Raw genomic sequence first — 14,784 nt, 5'->3', positions numbered from 1 at the left:
CCTAGGAGCCGTCCTTCCGGTCCGACAAGCGCAACCGCGACGGTTCGATTTTGACCGAAACGACCGCGACCTGCCACCCGGCTTCCTCCCGGTAGTGGCCGACGATGACGGACTGGCCTGGCTCGAGGAATCCGTTCGTCCGGTCGGTCCAACTGCTGCCGACGACCTTCACACGTCTCGCCTTCGGACTGAGACCCTCAGGTCCGTCCCATTCGGGCACGCCGTCCGAGGCCGTCAGATCGATCGCCGTCCGGTCCTTGTCCGGTGACAACTTGACAAGGATCGTCAGCCGGTCCGGATCTCCCCCACTAACCGACTTCGAGATGACACCTTCGTACCCGCTCAACGTCCGCATCGAGTGCTGAGCCGTGACGCGCCCCGTTTTCGCCTTCACGTACCGTTCGAGCCGCTGGACTTGGGTCGCCGTGGCCCCGTGGATGCTGAACGTGCCCGACTTTCCGGCCGGCACCTCGTAGAGCCCAGCGATCTTGGGGCCGACCTTCAGGGCGTAGACCGTGGTCGAAACCATGTAGGTCACGGGCTCCGGACTCTTCTGTACGAGGACCATGGACGTCAGCGCCAACGTACTCAGCATCATCTTCTACCTTTCCCGTCCTCCCGGCGGACGCCTTATCATACTGGTTCCGTGCAGAGGGACGTCGTCGTCATCGGAGCGGGCGCAGCCGGCATCATGGCTGCCTGGAACGCGGCCCGCCACGGTGCCGACGTGCTCCTTCTCGAGAAGACCGTCCGAGTCGGCACGAAGATCCTGATGTCTGGTGGGGGAAAGTGCAACATCACCCATGACGGGCCCCTTGAGGACGTCCTTAAGGCGTTCCGGGCCGCGGAAGCGCGGTTCCTTCGACCGTCCTGCTACCGACTGCCCAACACCGAGATCGTCCGCATGCTCACGGACCGGGGCCTCCGTGTCATGACGCGCCCGGACGGCCGGATCTTCCCCGTCGACCAAACCGCCAAGGACGTCGTCCGCATCCTGGCATCGTACGTGTCCGAGCGCTCGGTCGACCTCCGCCTCCAGACTTCGGTGACGGGCGTCCGCGCTGACGGCGCCGGATTGACGGTCGACGCGGAAGGCGGCCCTTTCCATGCCAAAGCCGTCGTCGTCACGACCGGCGGCAGCAGCTATCCCAAAAGCGGTACGACGGGCGACGGCTGGGCATGGGCCGGAGCACTCGGTCACACCGTCGTAACGGTCCGGGCCGCTTTGGCCCCGATGGACCTTGAAGCCGACCGGCTCGGCGGCGGCTGGCCCTTTCCGCCCGGCGTCGCCCTGCGCGACGTCGTCCTCAAGGCGCGATGCGGCACGAAAGAGTCCGCCAGATGGCGGGACGACGTGCTCTTCACCCACCACGGGGTCTCCGGGCCTTGTGCCCTCGGCATCAGCCGCGACGTCGCCGAGCGGCTGGAGACGGGTCCCGTGACCCTCGAGATCGACCTGCTCCCTGACTCGACCTTTGAAGCCCTCAGCGAGAGACTACGGAAGCAGGCCGCCGATAACCCTCAGGCACGAACGGCTTCGCTGTGCCCTCCTGGCGTCCCCGAGAGTCTGCGGCAGCTCCTTTTCGCCACGGCGGGCGTCGATCCCGACCGCACGCTCCAATCGGCGTCGAAGAAAGAGCTGAACCGCGTGGTCGAGACGCTCAAGGGCTGGACGATCGGCCGGGTGACGGACGCCGTGCTCGACAAGGGCGAAGCCGTCGCAGGTGGCGTCGCTCTCGACGAAGTCGACCCGAAGACGATGCGGTCGACGAAACATCCCTGCCTTTTTCTGGCAGGCGAAGTCCTCGACATCGTCGGCCCCGTGGGAGGTTATAACCTGCAGGCAGCGTTTGCGACGGGTTTCGTGGCCGGAGAATCTGCGGCCGCGACGGCCGCCGGAAGCCGTTAGCTCAAAGCTCTTCGAACCGCTGACGGTTGTTCCACCAGCTCCAGAAGGCGAGGCCGATCAGCGTCAGGACCGGCATGATCACGCCGCCGGCGTGCATCAGCTTCGTTTTGCCACCGCCCGGATACATTTGCTGGTACGTGGTGTCGAAGAACATCATTCGGAACGGCTCCATTCCGAGGAACACGCCGACGAGCAACGCGACCACCGCCGTCCACTTGATGAACTTCGGTTTGCCCAGGTGCTGGAGCTTCATCCCGGCATAGAACACGATGACCGCGATGATCGAAGGGATCAGTGCCGTCAGGATCAGTTCGTCCGTCTCGAACTTTCCTCGGTTGAACTCTCCGAGGAGGTCGGTAAGGAGGGTCAGCCCGAACATGTTGCCGCTCGTACGTTCAAGACGTGTGCCAATCCGCTCACGGCGCGTTAAAGGTCGTAGCGGGTGGGCCCGTCCGACTTCGTCCCGCCCTGGGCGATGCGCTTCACGAACGCGACCAGTTCGGCCGGGTTGAACGGCTTGGTCAAGTACATGTCCGCGCCGTAGTGATAGCCCTCGAACACGTCCTTGTCTTGGGCCTTGGCCGTCAGCATAATGACGGGCAAGCCTTCCGTTTCCGGTTCCCGCCGCAACGACTTCAGGACCTCGAACCCGTCCATGTACGGCATCATGACGTCAAGGACGCACAGGTCGGGCTTCTCCGACCGGATCTTCTCCAGTCCTTCTTTGCCGTCGTAGGCGGTCACGACCTGCCATCCCTGTTTCTCAAGGTTGACCTGGATCAGTCGCACGATATGGCGTTCGTCGTCACAAACGAGGATCTTCAAGGACGGCATGCAGATTTCACCTGGTGGGACCGTTCAGGTCGGCAAGGATGCTACCACAAGGCCTGGGGGTCGTGCCCGACCATGGTCGCCCGGTCACGGCCGGCCGTGCCGGAGCTCTTCCATCAGCTCCCGCTGGACGCTCGTCATCGTGAGGTCCGAACGGGTCCGCTCCACGACGGCCCGCAACGCGTCGCACGTCCGCCTCAATCCGCCTGTCAACGCGTCCGGATAGTCGAACGTGATCAGTCCGTCGTAAACGGCCTCCATCCGACCCAGAAGGCGCTCCGCCTCGGCCTGATCGCCTTTCCTCGTTTCGTCCAGGACGTAGCGGCGGCACTCTGACGCCGCCTCCCCCAAGCCGTTCAAGTACGACGTCGGGCCGACCGACGAGGCAAGTCCATCGTCCACGGTCGGATCGGGCCCGACCCATGCCAGCAGGACGGTCGCCTCGACGAGCTCCTTTTCGGCGTCCTGGAGGTAGCCCGCGTACATCAGTTCGGGAAAATCCTCCATTTCGGAACGCGCCGCCGCCGACGTCAACCGGGCCTCGGCCAAAAGGTCGGCGGCTTCGGCGAACTGGCGCCTGTGGACGTGCCGGATGCACTTCGCCGATGTCTGGATCATCGAGCGGCAGTGCCTGAGCGCCTGCTCGCGCACTTGGTGCATGCCGTCCATCCGTTGCCGGACGGACGCGAGTCCACGGTCCTCACCGTCGATCCGGGTCAAAGTTCCCCCTTGCCCATCGACCGAACGATACCTGTCCTAAAGCAGTCCTCGGTCGCTCAACGAGACATATCGCTCCGCCGGGTCGCCCTCTTCGGTCGGATATCCGATGACGAGATGGTCGTGGAGGGGAATGTCGAGAAGGGCGCCCGCCTCTTTGAGCGCCTTGGTGACGCGTACGTCCTCTGGACTCGGCTCCGGGTCTCCGCTCGGGTGGTTGTGGGCCACGATCACGCTCGAAGCGTTGTGCCGGACCGCCTCCCGGAACACTTCCCTCGCCCCGACCACGCTCATGTTCAACGTCCCGATGTGGATGACCTTTTGTCCGATCGGCTTCCCTTTCGAATCGAAAAAGGCCGCACAAAAATGCTCCTTTTCCTGTCCGCTCAAGTGCGCGAACAGACGGTACGCCTCTTCGTGCCGGGTGACGGCCGACCGTCTCTCGCCCATACCCGCCGCCGCCGACCGGCGCCCGAGTTCGATGGCGGCCAAAATCCGGGCCGACTCGAAAGGCTCGAGTCCTCCCGCCGAAGACAGTTCTTCGTGGCTCAGGTCTTTCAGACGAGGCATCGTGTGGTACCTGAAGTACTGGAGCACGACCGGTTCGTTCCGTTCCAGGTCCCTCTCTTCGCGCGTCACCATCAACGTCAGGAGATCGGTGACGGTCGCCCCGCCGAACCCGGCGTACTGGACGCGTTCCCAAGCCGTCGTCCGCTCTAGGTCCAATTCAAAAGCACCTCCTCGTTGAACTCGGCCGGGATCATGAACTCGGCCGGCGGCGCGCACGTCACCGTGATCCGCTTCCCGGTCGTAGGCTGCGTCACCGAAAGAAGGACGGCGTGCAACTGCAAAGGACCGGTCGGCATGTCCTTCGACGAGTACAGGGCGTCGCCGAAGACCGGCATGTGGCAACTGGCCAGGTGCACCCGGATCTGGTGCGTCCGGCCCGTGTCCAACTTGCACGCCACCAACGACGATTCGCCCGTCCGTTTGAGGACGCGGACATGGGTCACCGCTCGCTTCCCTTGTGTCCGGACGGCCATGAGCAACGGTCTCGTCGGATGCCGGCCGAGGTTCGCCTCGATCGTGAACCGGTCCTCCAACGGATCGCCCCGGACGACGGCAAGATAGACCCGTACGGCCGTCCGGTCCGCGATCTGCCGGGCCAGTCCCGCATGGGCCGCGTCCGTTTTGGCGACGACCATCAGGCCCGTCGTGTCTTTATCGAGCCTGTGGACGATCCCTGGTCGATACGGCGCCGATCCTTGGCTGAGCGAGTGCGACCGGGCCAAGAGGGCGTTCACAAGGGACGGAGACTTCGACGACGGGGCAGGGTGCGTCATCAGGCCCCGTGGCTTGTTCAGGATCAAAAGGTCGTCGTCCTCATAGACGACATCGAGCGGCATCGCGACGGGTTCAAGGTCGTGCGGCGGCGTTTCCGGGACGTCGCCCAACTCTACCGTCCAGCCCTCCCGCAGTTCGAGGCCCGCCTTCGAAGCCGTCTCCCCTTGCACGGTCACAAGGCCCTCAGAGATAAGACGCTGAAGCCGGGAGCGAGTGTGACCGGGCAATGACCTGGCCAGGAACTTGTCCAGGCGTTCCGGCCCCTCGGCCACGAGTTTCACATCGATGGTTGTACCACCGCGGCGCACGGCCCATAATCCTGAGGCATGCTGGCCTTCTGGGACGCGGTCCGTTCGGGCGACGTCGGTCAAGTGGCGTCCCTCGCTGCGGAACGTCCCGAGCTGGTGACGGCCCGCGACGAGCAAGGCGCGACCGCTCTTCAAGTGGCGGTCTACCACGGTCGACGGGAGTTGGCCGCTTGGCTCGTCTCCAACGGCGGGGTGTGCGACGTCTATTCCGCTGCTGCGGCGGGCACGCTCGACGATCGGTTCCGGCCGGACTCCTCGTGTATTGACGAACCCTCGTCCGACGGGTTCACGGCCCTTTGCTTGGCTTCGGCTTTTGCGCCTCCCGAGACCGTTCGGACTTTGCTCGCTTGGGGTGCCGACCCTGAGGCCCGGTCCGTCAGCCTCGGCGGGGTCGCACCCTTGCACGCTGCGGTCTTCGGAAGGAACTCCGGGGCGGTCGAGGCTCTCCTAGAGGCTGGGGCGACGGCCGACGCTCGACAACAAGGAGGCTATACGGCGCTGATGGCCGCCGCTCAGAACGGAGACTCTGACTGCGTGGCGTTGTTGCTCCGGTACGGAGCTGACAGTCGGTTGAAGAACGACGAAGGCAGGTCGGCCGCCGACTTCGCACTGGAAGCGGGCCTCGACCTGTCGGCGCTCTAAGCGCGCCCTTTGACGCCTCTTTCGATGGCCTTCTGCATCAGAAGGAAGAACATGAGCAGGACGCCGATGACGATCTTCGTCCACCAAGAACTCAACGTGCCCTGGAAGGTGATCGCCGTCTGGATGACGGCCAAGATCAAGACGCCGAGAAACGATCCGAACACGGAACCGTACCCTCCGCTCAACAGGGTGCCGCCAATGACGACGGCAGCGATCGCGTCCAGCTCGAGACCGGTACCGGACACCGCGTTCCCGCTACCTGTATAGACCGTGAACAGGACGCCTCCCAACGCCGAACAGAACCCGCTGACCGCGTACACCCCGACTTTCGCCTGGGCGACGGGAAGCCCCATCAAGACCGCCGACTGCTCGCCGCCGCCGGTCGCCATGACCGTCCGTCCGAACCGGGTCTGCTTCGCGACGAAAATCCCGATCGCAACGACAGCGAGGAAGACGATCGAGCCGACCGGCATCTTGGCCTCTCCGAGCTTGAGCGACCAGTCTGAAACCGCTTCGAACGCGGGATGCTTGATCTGGATCGACTCCTTGCTCGTCCACAACCCTAACCCACGGCAGACGAACAGCCCGGCGAGCGTCACGAGGAACGGCGCCATCTTGAACTTTTGAACAAGGATCCCGTGGGCGCAGCCGACCGCCGTCCCAAGGGCCAGGGCCGCCGACACGGCCACGACCGGATGGACGTGCCCCTTTTGCACCATCGTCGCGACCAGGATGCTGGTGAACCCCAACAACGAGCCGACCGAGAGGTCGATGCCGCCGGTCAGGATCACGAACGTCAGCCCGACGGCGATGACGCCGAGGAACGCGTTGTCCGCGATGAAGTTGCCGAAAACGCGCGGAGTGCCGAAGCCGGGGTAAAGCTGTCGCGCCCCGAAGTAAAGGACCAAGAGGACGACCGTCGTCGCCATCACCGGCAACCGGTCTTGGCTGAACCAGCGCCTCAAGCCGTCCTCCGGACGGACTTCTGGCGAAACGCCTCCGACTGGAGGAGGCAAACGGCGACGACGATGACGGCCTTCAGAACGAGGGTCGCCTCCGGGGGCACGCCCCTTGTGAACACCGTCGTCGAGACGGCCTGCATCAGGACGACGCCGATCACGGTCCCGATCAGGGAAAAGCGTCCCCCCGCCATGGCCGTACCACCGATCGCGACGGCAAGGATCGCGTCCAGTTCGAGGTACAAGCCGGCGTTGTTCGCGTCGGCCGCTTTGACGTCCGCCGTCGTGATCAGTCCCGCGACGCCGGCGCAGAGCCCGCTCAGCGCGTAGACCGTCGTCCGGATTCCGCTCACCGACAGTCCGGACAACCGGGCCGCCACGGGGTTGCTCCCTACGGCTTCGATGAACAGCCCGAGCGCGGTCCCCCGGCTGAGGACCGCGAAGACCCCGAACGCCGCTAGGAAGATCCACAACGGCACGGGCAGTCCGAGCCAGGCCCCGCTACCGAGCGATTGTACGGCCTGGTTTTCAAAGGTCACGATCTGTCCGTTCGTGATCAACTGCGCGACGCCGCGCCCAGCGACCATCAAAAGCAAGGTCGCGACGATCGGCTGAAGCCGGAACACGGCCACGAGCAGCCCGTTGAAGAGGCCGCAGACGACCGCCGCCGCCAAACCGGTGAGCAAGACCGCCGGGACATGGCCGCCCGTCGGCACGCCGTTGAGCAGGCTCCCGTCCGGCCGGGCCACGAGGCTCGCCACGACGGATCCGGTGATCGCCATGACCGCGCCCACCGATAGGTCGACCCCCGCCGTCGCGATGACCAGCGTCATCCCGAGCGCCAATAGTCCGACAGGGACGGATCGGTTCAAGACGTCGATGGTGCTTCCGAACAGTCGGCCGTCCTGTACCTTCAGCGCGAAGAACCCAGGCGTCAAGACCAGATTGAAGAGAAGCACTAAGACGAGAGCCCCTAACGGCCAGATGAAAGCAGGCCGCTTCAACGCGGGGCCTCGGCAATCATGCTCTGCACGGACTGCTCGTTCAACGACGCGCCCGAAAGCTCGCCCACCATCGCCCGGTCCCGGAAGACACAGACCTTCGTACAGGACCGAAGGACTTCTTCGAGTTCGGACGAGACGAACACGAACCCCATTCCATGGCCGCGCAACCGTTCGACGAGTCCCGCAATCTCGAATTTCGTTCCGACGTCGATGCCCCGGGTCGGTTCGTCAAGCAAGAGGACGGCGGGATCGGAAGCCAACCAACGCGACAGGACGACCTTCTGCTGGTTGCCTCCGCTCAAGTTTTCGATCCGGACGTCGGGGTTCGGCGCACTGACGTCGAGGTCGCGGAAGTAGCGGTCGACCGCCGCGCGGCCTTCCCGTGCGCCGATCTTCCGCCACCAACCACGCCGCCCTTGGAGCACGACCAACATGTTCTCACGGACCGACAGTCCTGCGAACACCGCCTGGTCTTTCCGGTCCTCGGGACACAGTCCGATCCCGGCTCGGACCGATCTCCGCACGCCTGGCTTCGCCGCCCTTCCCCGGATCCGGACGGAACCGGAATCGGACCGGTCCGCACCGAACAACAGGTTCAGCGTCTCGGTACGGCCCGATCCGAGCAGACCCGCTAGGCCGACCACCTCTCCGGCCGCGACGTCGATGTCGACTCCGGTGACCGCACGCTTCTTGCCAAGGCCCTTCGCACTGAGGAGCGGTCCCCCCTTCTCTGCGACACCGCTAGGCCGACGCGCCTCGGCCGGAATGTCGCGGCCGATCATCATAGTCACGAGCCGCCGACGGTCGATCTCTTCGACCGTGCCCGTGCCCGCGACCTTACCGTTCCTCAACACCGTCGTCCGGTCGGCGAGTTGATAGACCTGATCGAGAAAGTGGGTGACGAAGACGATGCCCAATCCTTCGTCCTTGAGCCGCCGCAAGACTCCGAAGAGTTGGGACACTTCGTCCTTGTCCAGGCTGGACGTCGGTTCGTCCAACACGAGGACTTTGCAGCGAACGTCCAACGCCCTAGCGATGAGGACGAGCTGACGGACCGCGATCGAACAGCCGCCCAGGTTCTGCCGGACGTCCAAGTCCAGTCCTAGTCTGCCCAGGGCATGCTCTGCGCGTCGACGGGCGTCGCCCCACTTGATCCCGAACGCTCCCCTGGCCTCTCGACCGAGCACGACGTTCTCCATCACCGACAGGTTCGTTGCCAGGTTCACCTCCTGGTAGACGGTGCTGATTCCGGCTTCGACCGCTTCGAGCGGCGTGCGGAACGACACCTCGCGGCCGTCCAGGACGATCCGCCCGGCGTCCGTGCGTTCGACGCCCGTCATGACCTTGATCAACGTGCTCTTCCCCGCCCCGTTTTCACCCATGAGGGCGTGCACTTCGCCCGGCATGACCGAAAACGAGACGTCGTCGAGCGCCCGGACGCCCGGGAACTGCTTGACGATCCCCTGCATGTCGAGGACGTAAGTCATCGGGCCTTCACGCGACACCGCAACACCGTCACCGAGCAGGCCGGCAGCGTCACGCTCAATCGTCCGCCCGCTACGGTCGCCTTGACCTTCTTCGGTGAGACGAGGTTCGGCCGCTCCAACGTGTTCTCGTCTATCGGACGACGCGAAGTCAAGACCTCGCCCTCGCACGACACCACCGCTCCGACCCCCTCGAACACGACGTCCGTATCGAGCGCTTTGGAACCCCCGTTCACGGCCTTGACGATCACCGTGCCGTCACTGTCCTTCCGGCCGGCCGTCGCGAACAACACCTTCGTCTGCACCGGCTTCTCGTCGTGCACCAACCGACCGTCGAGCCAGCACCGGATCCTTTCGGGCCCGTATTCGACCTTGATGTCGTACCACCTGCCCGTCTCGACCGAGCCTGAGACAGGTCGACCCACCAACGCCTTCGCTCCGCCCACGGAATGCTCGATCGCGTGCTGCGTGTTGCCCCAGCCGCCGATGTTCCACCACAGGTAGTCCTTGTCGCCTTGTCGGCCGACGGTGATCAAAAACCCCTCGGCTCCTCCGGTCTTCCTCGCCTTCAAAGTGACGGCCGTCGTTTTGGCATCGGCGTGGCCCGCGAACCTGCGCGCTCCGTCCACTCCCGATGTCTGCTTGAGGAGCCCGTCACGGACCGCCCATGTCCCTGACTCGTCGGTCAGCCCTTCACCGTCGCGGCTTTCGAAGACGTCCGATCCGTCTTGGACGACCTTGATATCTTTGAACTCCGCTTGAGTGGCCCACGTCCCGACCCCGAACCCTCCCGGGGGAAAAGCCTTGGCCTCGGAGACCACCTCCGGGACGTCCGCCTTCAACACGTGATCGGGCCGGTTCGACGCGAACAGCTTTTGCACGTAAAAAGACGGGGTCCCATACGCACGGCCCGAATCGAAATTGATGAGGTCGGGGTTCCACGCCTTCGCGTTCACATTGGCGAAGAGCGGCGCGTACGAGGACATGACCACGTGGTCCGAATTGCGCTCCATCCCCGTCATGAACGCGGCCTCGGCGACGGCGGCGATCAAGTTCCCTTGCCCGCAACCTTGGGTGACGGCGTACTCGCCGACGTACACCTTCGGTCCTTTCCGGTCATAACTGTCGTACCGGTCCGCGTTCTCGAAAAAGAAGGCCGGATTGTTGTAGTAGTGCTCGTCGATGATGTCGACCGGGGCGTCCTTTGGATATCCGCCCCAGACGTTCGCGATCAACTGCACCTCAGGGTGCTTCGCCTTGATCGCCTTCACGAACAGCGGGTATCGCTCGGCATAGGCCTTGCCGCCGTTCTCGTTCCCGATCTCCATGAGCCGCAAGTGGAACGGCTTCGGATGGCCGGCTGCAGCCCGCTTGGCGCCCCAGGTGCTCGTCACCGGGCCGTTCGCGTACTCGATCGCATCCAGGGCGTCTTGGACGAACTCGCCCATTTTCTCCAGCGGCACGTTCTCCTTGTGCGACATCCCGCAGTTGATCACGAACAACGGCTCGGCGCCGAGGTCTTCGCACATCTGGAGGTATTCGTGGAAGCCGAGGCCGTTGGTCGACGTGTAGCCCCAAAGGTTCGGGAGCGACCGTCGTTCCCAGATGCTCCCGATCGTCTCCTTCCAGCGCATGGCCGTCGCCATCGTGTCCCCTTCGACCCAACAGCCTCCTGGAAAGCGGACGAAAGCCGGTTTCAAGCCGTCGAGCATTCGGGCGAGGTCGTTGCGGAGGCCATGGGCCCGTCCTTTCCAGCCAGATTCTGGCGTTAGCGAAACCAGGTCGAGCACGAAGTGCGGACCCTTGGCTATGCGGACGACTAGACGACCTGTCCCGGTTGACCTCAGAGGCACTAGCGTCACCTCTTCGGACTTGATCGCGTCGCCAAACTCGACTTTGTGCGTCGCCAAGACCTCGCCGGCCTGATTTTCCAGGTTGAACACGATCGTCGAACCAGAGCTAAAGCCCTTGTAGCGCAGCCTGTATCGCGTACCGCGTTGCAGCGACATTCCCCAATAGCCGTCGTTGACGAGACCTGCACCGACAGGTCCGACCAATGAAAGGAACGTCTCTCCGGCATGTCTTTCCGATGAGGTCGAAGTCTCGATCTTGCCACCTCTGTCTGCTCTCCAAAACGCCGCACCTTCACCTTCGGCGAACGACCTGTTCCGGACCATCTCCGCGTACAGTCCTCCGTCGCCCGCATGATTGATCTCTTCGAAGAAGATCCCGTAAAGCCGCGGGCTCACGTCCACCGTCGGCCGGTCGCAATGGACGACGATGGTGGCCTCTGTCGGAGCGCGGACTTCAGTCCGCTGGATCCCGGACTTCAGTCCGGACCGTTCTGGAACACGAATCTCTGACCCGGAACCCGGGCCATTGGAGCCTCCGTCTCCGACCACGATCGCCAACGCCCACACTAAAGCCGCCACCATGCTTGTCCACCACCCGTGGGGCTAGAATTATGCCGTCTCAGGAACCGGACATGCCAAGGAAGAAGGGAAAGACCAAACTCGGCGTCATCATCGGGAACAGGGGGTTCTTCCCTACCCACCTCTGTACCGAAGGACGCAAGACGATCCTCCGCGTCCTCGAGGAAGAAGGGTTCGAAACGGTCGTTCTCAGTGAAGACGACAGCCCGGCGGGTTCCGTCGAGTCGCTGAACGACGCCCGCAAGTGCGGCGACCTCTTCAAGCAACACCGCGACGACATCGACGGCATTCTCGTCACCCTTCCCAATTTCGGCGACGAACGCGCCGTCGCCAATACCATCCGCTTTTCCGGCCTTGACGTCCCCGTGCTCGTCCACGCCTTCGGAGACGACAACAAGCGCATGACGATCGCCGACCGCCGCGACAGCTTCTGCGGCAAGATGTCGGTCTGCAACAACCTCCGGCAATACGGCATCAAGTACTGCCTGACCGACTTGCACACCGTCGATCCCGTCGCTCCTTCTTTCCGCAACGACCTCAAGCGGTTCGACCAGACCTGCCGCATTGTCCAGGGCCTCCGCGGACTGCGCATCGGGGCCATCGGAGCCCGTCCGGGAGCCTTCAACACCGTCCGCTATAGCGAGAAGCTCCTCGAAGCTTCCGGCATCACCGTCGAGACGCTCGACCTCTCTGAAGTGCTCGGTTGGGCGAACGCGATGACGTCTTCGGACGCCGCGGTTCGAGCAAAGACCGACCAGATCCGCTCGTACACGGAGACGAAAGACGTGCCCGAAGAGAGCCTCGACAAGATGGCGAGGCTTGGCGCCGCGATCGATAAATGGGTGGCGGACAACGCCCTCGACGCGACCGCCGTTCAGTGCTGGACGAGCCTCGAAGAGTTCTACGGGGTCGTCCCCTGCACGCTGATGTCGATGATGTCGGAGACGCTCATGTCCAGCGCGTGCGAGACCGACGTCGCGGGCACCGTCAGCATGTACGCCCTTGCTTGCGCGTCCGGAACGCCGAGCGCCCTCCTGGACTGGAACAACAACTACGGCGACGACCCCGACAAAGCCGTCGTCTTCCACTGTTCCAATCTTCCCAAATCGGTCTTCGCCGAGCAGAAAATGGACTATCAAGAGATCATCGCAGGCTCGGTCGGCAAGGAGAACACGTTCGGCACGATCGTCGGTCGAATGAAAACGGGCGCTTTCACCTACCTGCGCGTGTCGACGGACGACCTGAACGGACGCATCGTCGCCTATACGGGCGAAGGCGAGTTGACGAACGACGTGCTCAACACCTTCGGCGGGTTCGGGGTCGTACGGGTGCCGAACCTTCAGTCGCTGCTCCAGTTCGTCTGCGAGACGGGATTCGAACACCACGTCGCCGCGAACATCTCCCAGTCTTCGCGGGCTGTGGAGGAAGCGTTGGACAAGTATCTCGGCTGGGACACCTACCGCCATGAGTGACCGTAAGCTCGCCCTCGGGATCGACTTCGGGACCAACAGCGTCCGCGCCCTCGTCGTCGACTGTGCGACGGGGGAGGAGCTTGCGACCGCCGTCGCAGACTACGAAGGCGGCGAAGCGGGGGTCTTTCTCGACCCGAAAGATCCGAACCTCGCCCGGCAAAACCCGCGGGACTACTCTCAAGGCTTCTACCACTGTGTCGGCGACGTTCTCCATCAGGGAGACTTCTCGTACGAGGAGATCGTCGGGATCGGCGTCGACACGACCGGCTCCACTCCGATCCCGATCTCGGAAAGCGGCGTGCCCCTCGCCCTCGATCCTCTGTTCGCGGGAAACCGGGACGCCATGGCTTGGCTCTGGAAGGACCACACGTCTTATGCCGAGGCCCAAGAGATCACGGAACTCGCCAAGAATCGTGGCGAGCCTTATCTCGCCAAGTGCGGCGGCACCTATTCCAGCGAGTGGTTCTGGTCGAAGATCCTTCATTGCGCCCGCACCGCTCCCGACGTTTACGCCGCTGCCTCCAGTTGGTGCGAATGCCAAGACATGGTCCCTGCCTGGCTCACAGGTGCGTCGGACGCCGCCTCGATCAAGCGCGGCGTCTGTGCCGCGGGTCATAAGGCGATGTTCAGCGACGATTGGGGCGGACTACCGTCAGAAGACTTCTTGAACGCGCTGCACCCTGGACTGGGTGACCTGCGGAAAGGGCTCTACGACACCACCCAGGTCATCGGCGAGCCTGCCGGGGGTCTCGATACTGAGATTGCGGAAAAGTCCGGACTCCGAACGGGTACGCCCGTCTCGGTCGGCGCGATGGACGCCCACCTCGGTGCGGTCGGAAGCGGGGTCAAACCGGGACGCCTCGTCAAGATCATGGGGACCAGCACCTGCGACATCATGGTCGGCGACGCGTCCACGCCTGACATCCAAGGCGTCTGCGGGATCGTTCCTGGAAGCGTGATCCCTGGGCTCATCGGGATCGAGGCGGGCCAAAGCGCCGTCGGCGACCTCTTCGAATGGTGTGCGACCCGTTTGCCCCAAGCGCTCCTCGGGGGCAAGGAAGCGACCCTCGACGCGCATTCGCTGTTGAACGGGCAGGCCTCGGCGCTCCGTCCCGGCGAAAGCGGCCTCCTGGCCCTGGATTGGAACAACGGGAACCGTACGGTCTTGGTCGATCCGCTCCTGTCGGGACTTCTCGTCGGTCAATCGCTCCACACGACACTCGGCGAGGTCTATCGGGCCCTCATCGAAGCGACAGCGTTCGGAGCCCGAAGGATCATCGAGCAGATCGAAACCGCCGGAGTCCCGATCGAGGAGATCGTCGTGTGCGGCGGGATCGCCGAGAAGAGCGCCTTGACGATGCAGATCTATGCGGATGTCTGCAACCGCCCCATCATGCTCTCGCGTTCGGCCCAGACCTGCGCGCTCGGCGCCGCGATAGCAGGGTCGGTCGTCGGGGGTGCGCACCGTTCGGTGCCCGAAGCGATCGAAGCGATGACGGGGGTCAAGGACACCCTTTACCGCCCCACTCCGAACGCGGTCGAAACCTACGACAGGCTCTACGGCCTCTACCTCGACCTCCACGACGCCTTCGGCACGTCCGGAACCCACCGACCGTTAGGCGACCTGATGAAAGAGTTGATCCGGATCCGTAGCGAGGCTCGAAAGTGAAGTCGGACGGTCT

Annotated in this window: 14 protein-coding genes; 4 read left to right on the top strand and 10 right to left on the bottom strand. The window is 64.0% G+C overall.

Annotated elements, in window-relative coordinates; genetic code table 11:
- Position 1 precedes the first annotated feature (1 nt).
- Positions 2-598: a hypothetical protein gene (locus JST30_16125; GenBank protein ID MBS1715855.1), complete on the bottom strand. Its 597-nt coding sequence runs from the start codon at positions 596-598 to the stop codon at positions 2-4.
- A 48-nt stretch (positions 599-646) separates the two neighbouring features.
- Between JST30_16125 and JST30_16120 the strand changes: the two genes are divergently transcribed.
- Positions 647-1,909 carry an aminoacetone oxidase family FAD-binding enzyme gene (locus JST30_16120; GenBank protein MBS1715854.1) on the top strand — a complete coding sequence of 421 codons (1,263 nt, stop codon included), beginning with the start codon at positions 647-649 and terminating at the stop codon, positions 1,907-1,909.
- Between the two features lies 1 nt (position 1,910).
- Here the strand turns inward: JST30_16120 and JST30_16115 are convergent, their stop codons facing one another.
- From JST30_16115 to JST30_16095, 5 genes are all read right to left on the bottom strand, one after another.
- Complete coding sequence (locus JST30_16115; GenBank protein ID MBS1715853.1) at positions 1,911-2,288, bottom strand: hypothetical protein; 378 nt, start codon at positions 2,286-2,288, stop codon at positions 1,911-1,913.
- 47 nt (positions 2,289-2,335) lie between these two features.
- Positions 2,336-2,743, bottom strand: a complete 408-nt coding sequence (locus tag JST30_16110; protein MBS1715852.1) for a response regulator — start codon at positions 2,741-2,743, stop codon at positions 2,336-2,338.
- An 84-nt stretch (positions 2,744-2,827) separates the two neighbouring features.
- Complete coding sequence (locus tag JST30_16105) at positions 2,828-3,460, bottom strand: haloacid dehalogenase (protein ID MBS1715851.1); 633 nt, start codon at positions 3,458-3,460, stop codon at positions 2,828-2,830.
- Between the two features lie 36 nt (positions 3,461-3,496).
- Positions 3,497-4,183, bottom strand: coding sequence for a DNA repair protein RadC (gene radC / locus JST30_16100; protein MBS1715850.1), 687 nt, complete (start codon positions 4,181-4,183; stop codon positions 3,497-3,499).
- Positions 4,174-5,082 carry an RluA family pseudouridine synthase gene (locus JST30_16095; protein ID MBS1715849.1) on the bottom strand — a complete coding sequence of 303 codons (909 nt, stop codon included), beginning with the start codon at positions 5,080-5,082 and terminating at the stop codon, positions 4,174-4,176. Before JST30_16095 ends, radC begins: the two co-directional genes overlap by 10 nt.
- A gap of 45 nt (positions 5,083-5,127) precedes the next feature.
- Between JST30_16095 and JST30_16090 the strand changes: the two genes are divergently transcribed.
- A complete protein-coding gene (locus JST30_16090; GenBank protein ID MBS1715848.1) occupies positions 5,128-5,751 on the top strand; it encodes an ankyrin repeat domain-containing protein in 624 nt (207 codons plus the stop codon).
- On the opposite strand, the gene yjfF is transcribed toward JST30_16090, so the two are convergent.
- From yjfF to JST30_16070, 4 genes are read right to left on the bottom strand one after another with little or no spacing between them, the layout of a single operon-like run.
- The gene (gene yjfF / locus JST30_16085) at positions 5,748-6,680 is read right to left on the bottom strand and encodes a sugar ABC transporter permease YjfF (GenBank protein MBS1715847.1); all 933 of its coding nucleotides are present in this window, start codon (positions 6,678-6,680) and stop codon (positions 5,748-5,750) included. The genes JST30_16090 and yjfF overlap by 4 nt on opposite strands.
- 32 nt (positions 6,681-6,712) lie before the next feature.
- A complete protein-coding gene (locus JST30_16080) occupies positions 6,713-7,714 on the bottom strand; it encodes an ABC transporter permease (protein ID MBS1715846.1) in 1,002 nt (333 codons plus the stop codon).
- On the bottom strand, positions 7,711-9,201 hold the full coding sequence (locus JST30_16075) for a sugar ABC transporter ATP-binding protein (GenBank protein MBS1715845.1): 1,491 nt from the start codon (positions 9,199-9,201) through the stop codon (positions 7,711-7,713). Before JST30_16075 ends, JST30_16080 begins: the two co-directional genes overlap by 4 nt.
- Positions 9,198-11,633 carry an alpha-L-arabinofuranosidase gene (locus JST30_16070; GenBank protein MBS1715844.1) on the bottom strand — a complete coding sequence of 812 codons (2,436 nt, stop codon included), beginning with the start codon at positions 11,631-11,633 and terminating at the stop codon, positions 9,198-9,200. The genes JST30_16075 and JST30_16070 overlap by 4 nt, the downstream gene beginning before the upstream one ends.
- A 50-nt stretch (positions 11,634-11,683) precedes the next feature.
- Here JST30_16070 and JST30_16065 point away from each other — a divergent pair, with 50 nt between their 5' ends.
- Positions 11,684-13,102, top strand: a complete 1,419-nt coding sequence (locus JST30_16065) for an L-fucose/L-arabinose isomerase family protein (GenBank protein MBS1715843.1) — start codon at positions 11,684-11,686, stop codon at positions 13,100-13,102.
- Complete coding sequence (locus tag JST30_16060) at positions 13,095-14,771, top strand: ribulokinase (GenBank protein ID MBS1715842.1); 1,677 nt, start codon at positions 13,095-13,097, stop codon at positions 14,769-14,771. Before JST30_16065 ends, JST30_16060 begins: the two co-directional genes overlap by 8 nt.
- Positions 14,772-14,784 lie beyond the last annotated feature (13 nt).

Source organism: Armatimonadota bacterium (assembly GCA_018268395.1).
GTDB lineage: Bacteria > Armatimonadota > Fimbriimonadia > Fimbriimonadales > Fimbriimonadaceae > JAEURO01.
The sequence above is the reverse complement of the archived record's forward strand: the minus strand, read 5'-3'. Positions and strand labels throughout refer to the sequence as shown.

Excerpts from the sequence above, each read along its gene's own strand:
- JST30_16070 (MBS1715844.1), bottom strand. The coding sequence starts at position 11,633 with ATGGTGGCGGCTTTAGTGTGGGCGTTGGCGATCGTGGTCGGAGACGGA.
- JST30_16065 (MBS1715843.1), top strand. The coding sequence starts at position 11,684 with ATGCCAAGGAAGAAGGGAAAGACCAAACTCGGCGTCATCATCGGGAAC.
- JST30_16075 (MBS1715845.1), bottom strand. The coding sequence starts at position 9,201 with ATGACTTACGTCCTCGACATGCAGGGGATCGTCAAGCAGTTCCCGGGC.
- JST30_16060 (MBS1715842.1), top strand. The coding sequence starts at position 13,095 with ATGAGTGACCGTAAGCTCGCCCTCGGGATCGACTTCGGGACCAACAGC.
- JST30_16110 (MBS1715852.1), bottom strand. The coding sequence starts at position 2,743 with ATGCCGTCCTTGAAGATCCTCGTTTGTGACGACGAACGCCATATCGTG.
- yjfF (MBS1715847.1), bottom strand. The coding sequence starts at position 6,680 with ATGGCGACGACGGTCGTCCTCTTGGTCCTTTACTTCGGGGCGCGACAG.
- JST30_16125 (MBS1715855.1), bottom strand. The coding sequence starts at position 598 with ATGATGCTGAGTACGTTGGCGCTGACGTCCATGGTCCTCGTACAGAAG.
- JST30_16090 (MBS1715848.1), top strand. The coding sequence starts at position 5,128 with ATGCTGGCCTTCTGGGACGCGGTCCGTTCGGGCGACGTCGGTCAAGTG.
- JST30_16115 (MBS1715853.1), bottom strand. The coding sequence starts at position 2,288 with ATGTTCGGGCTGACCCTCCTTACCGACCTCCTCGGAGAGTTCAACCGA.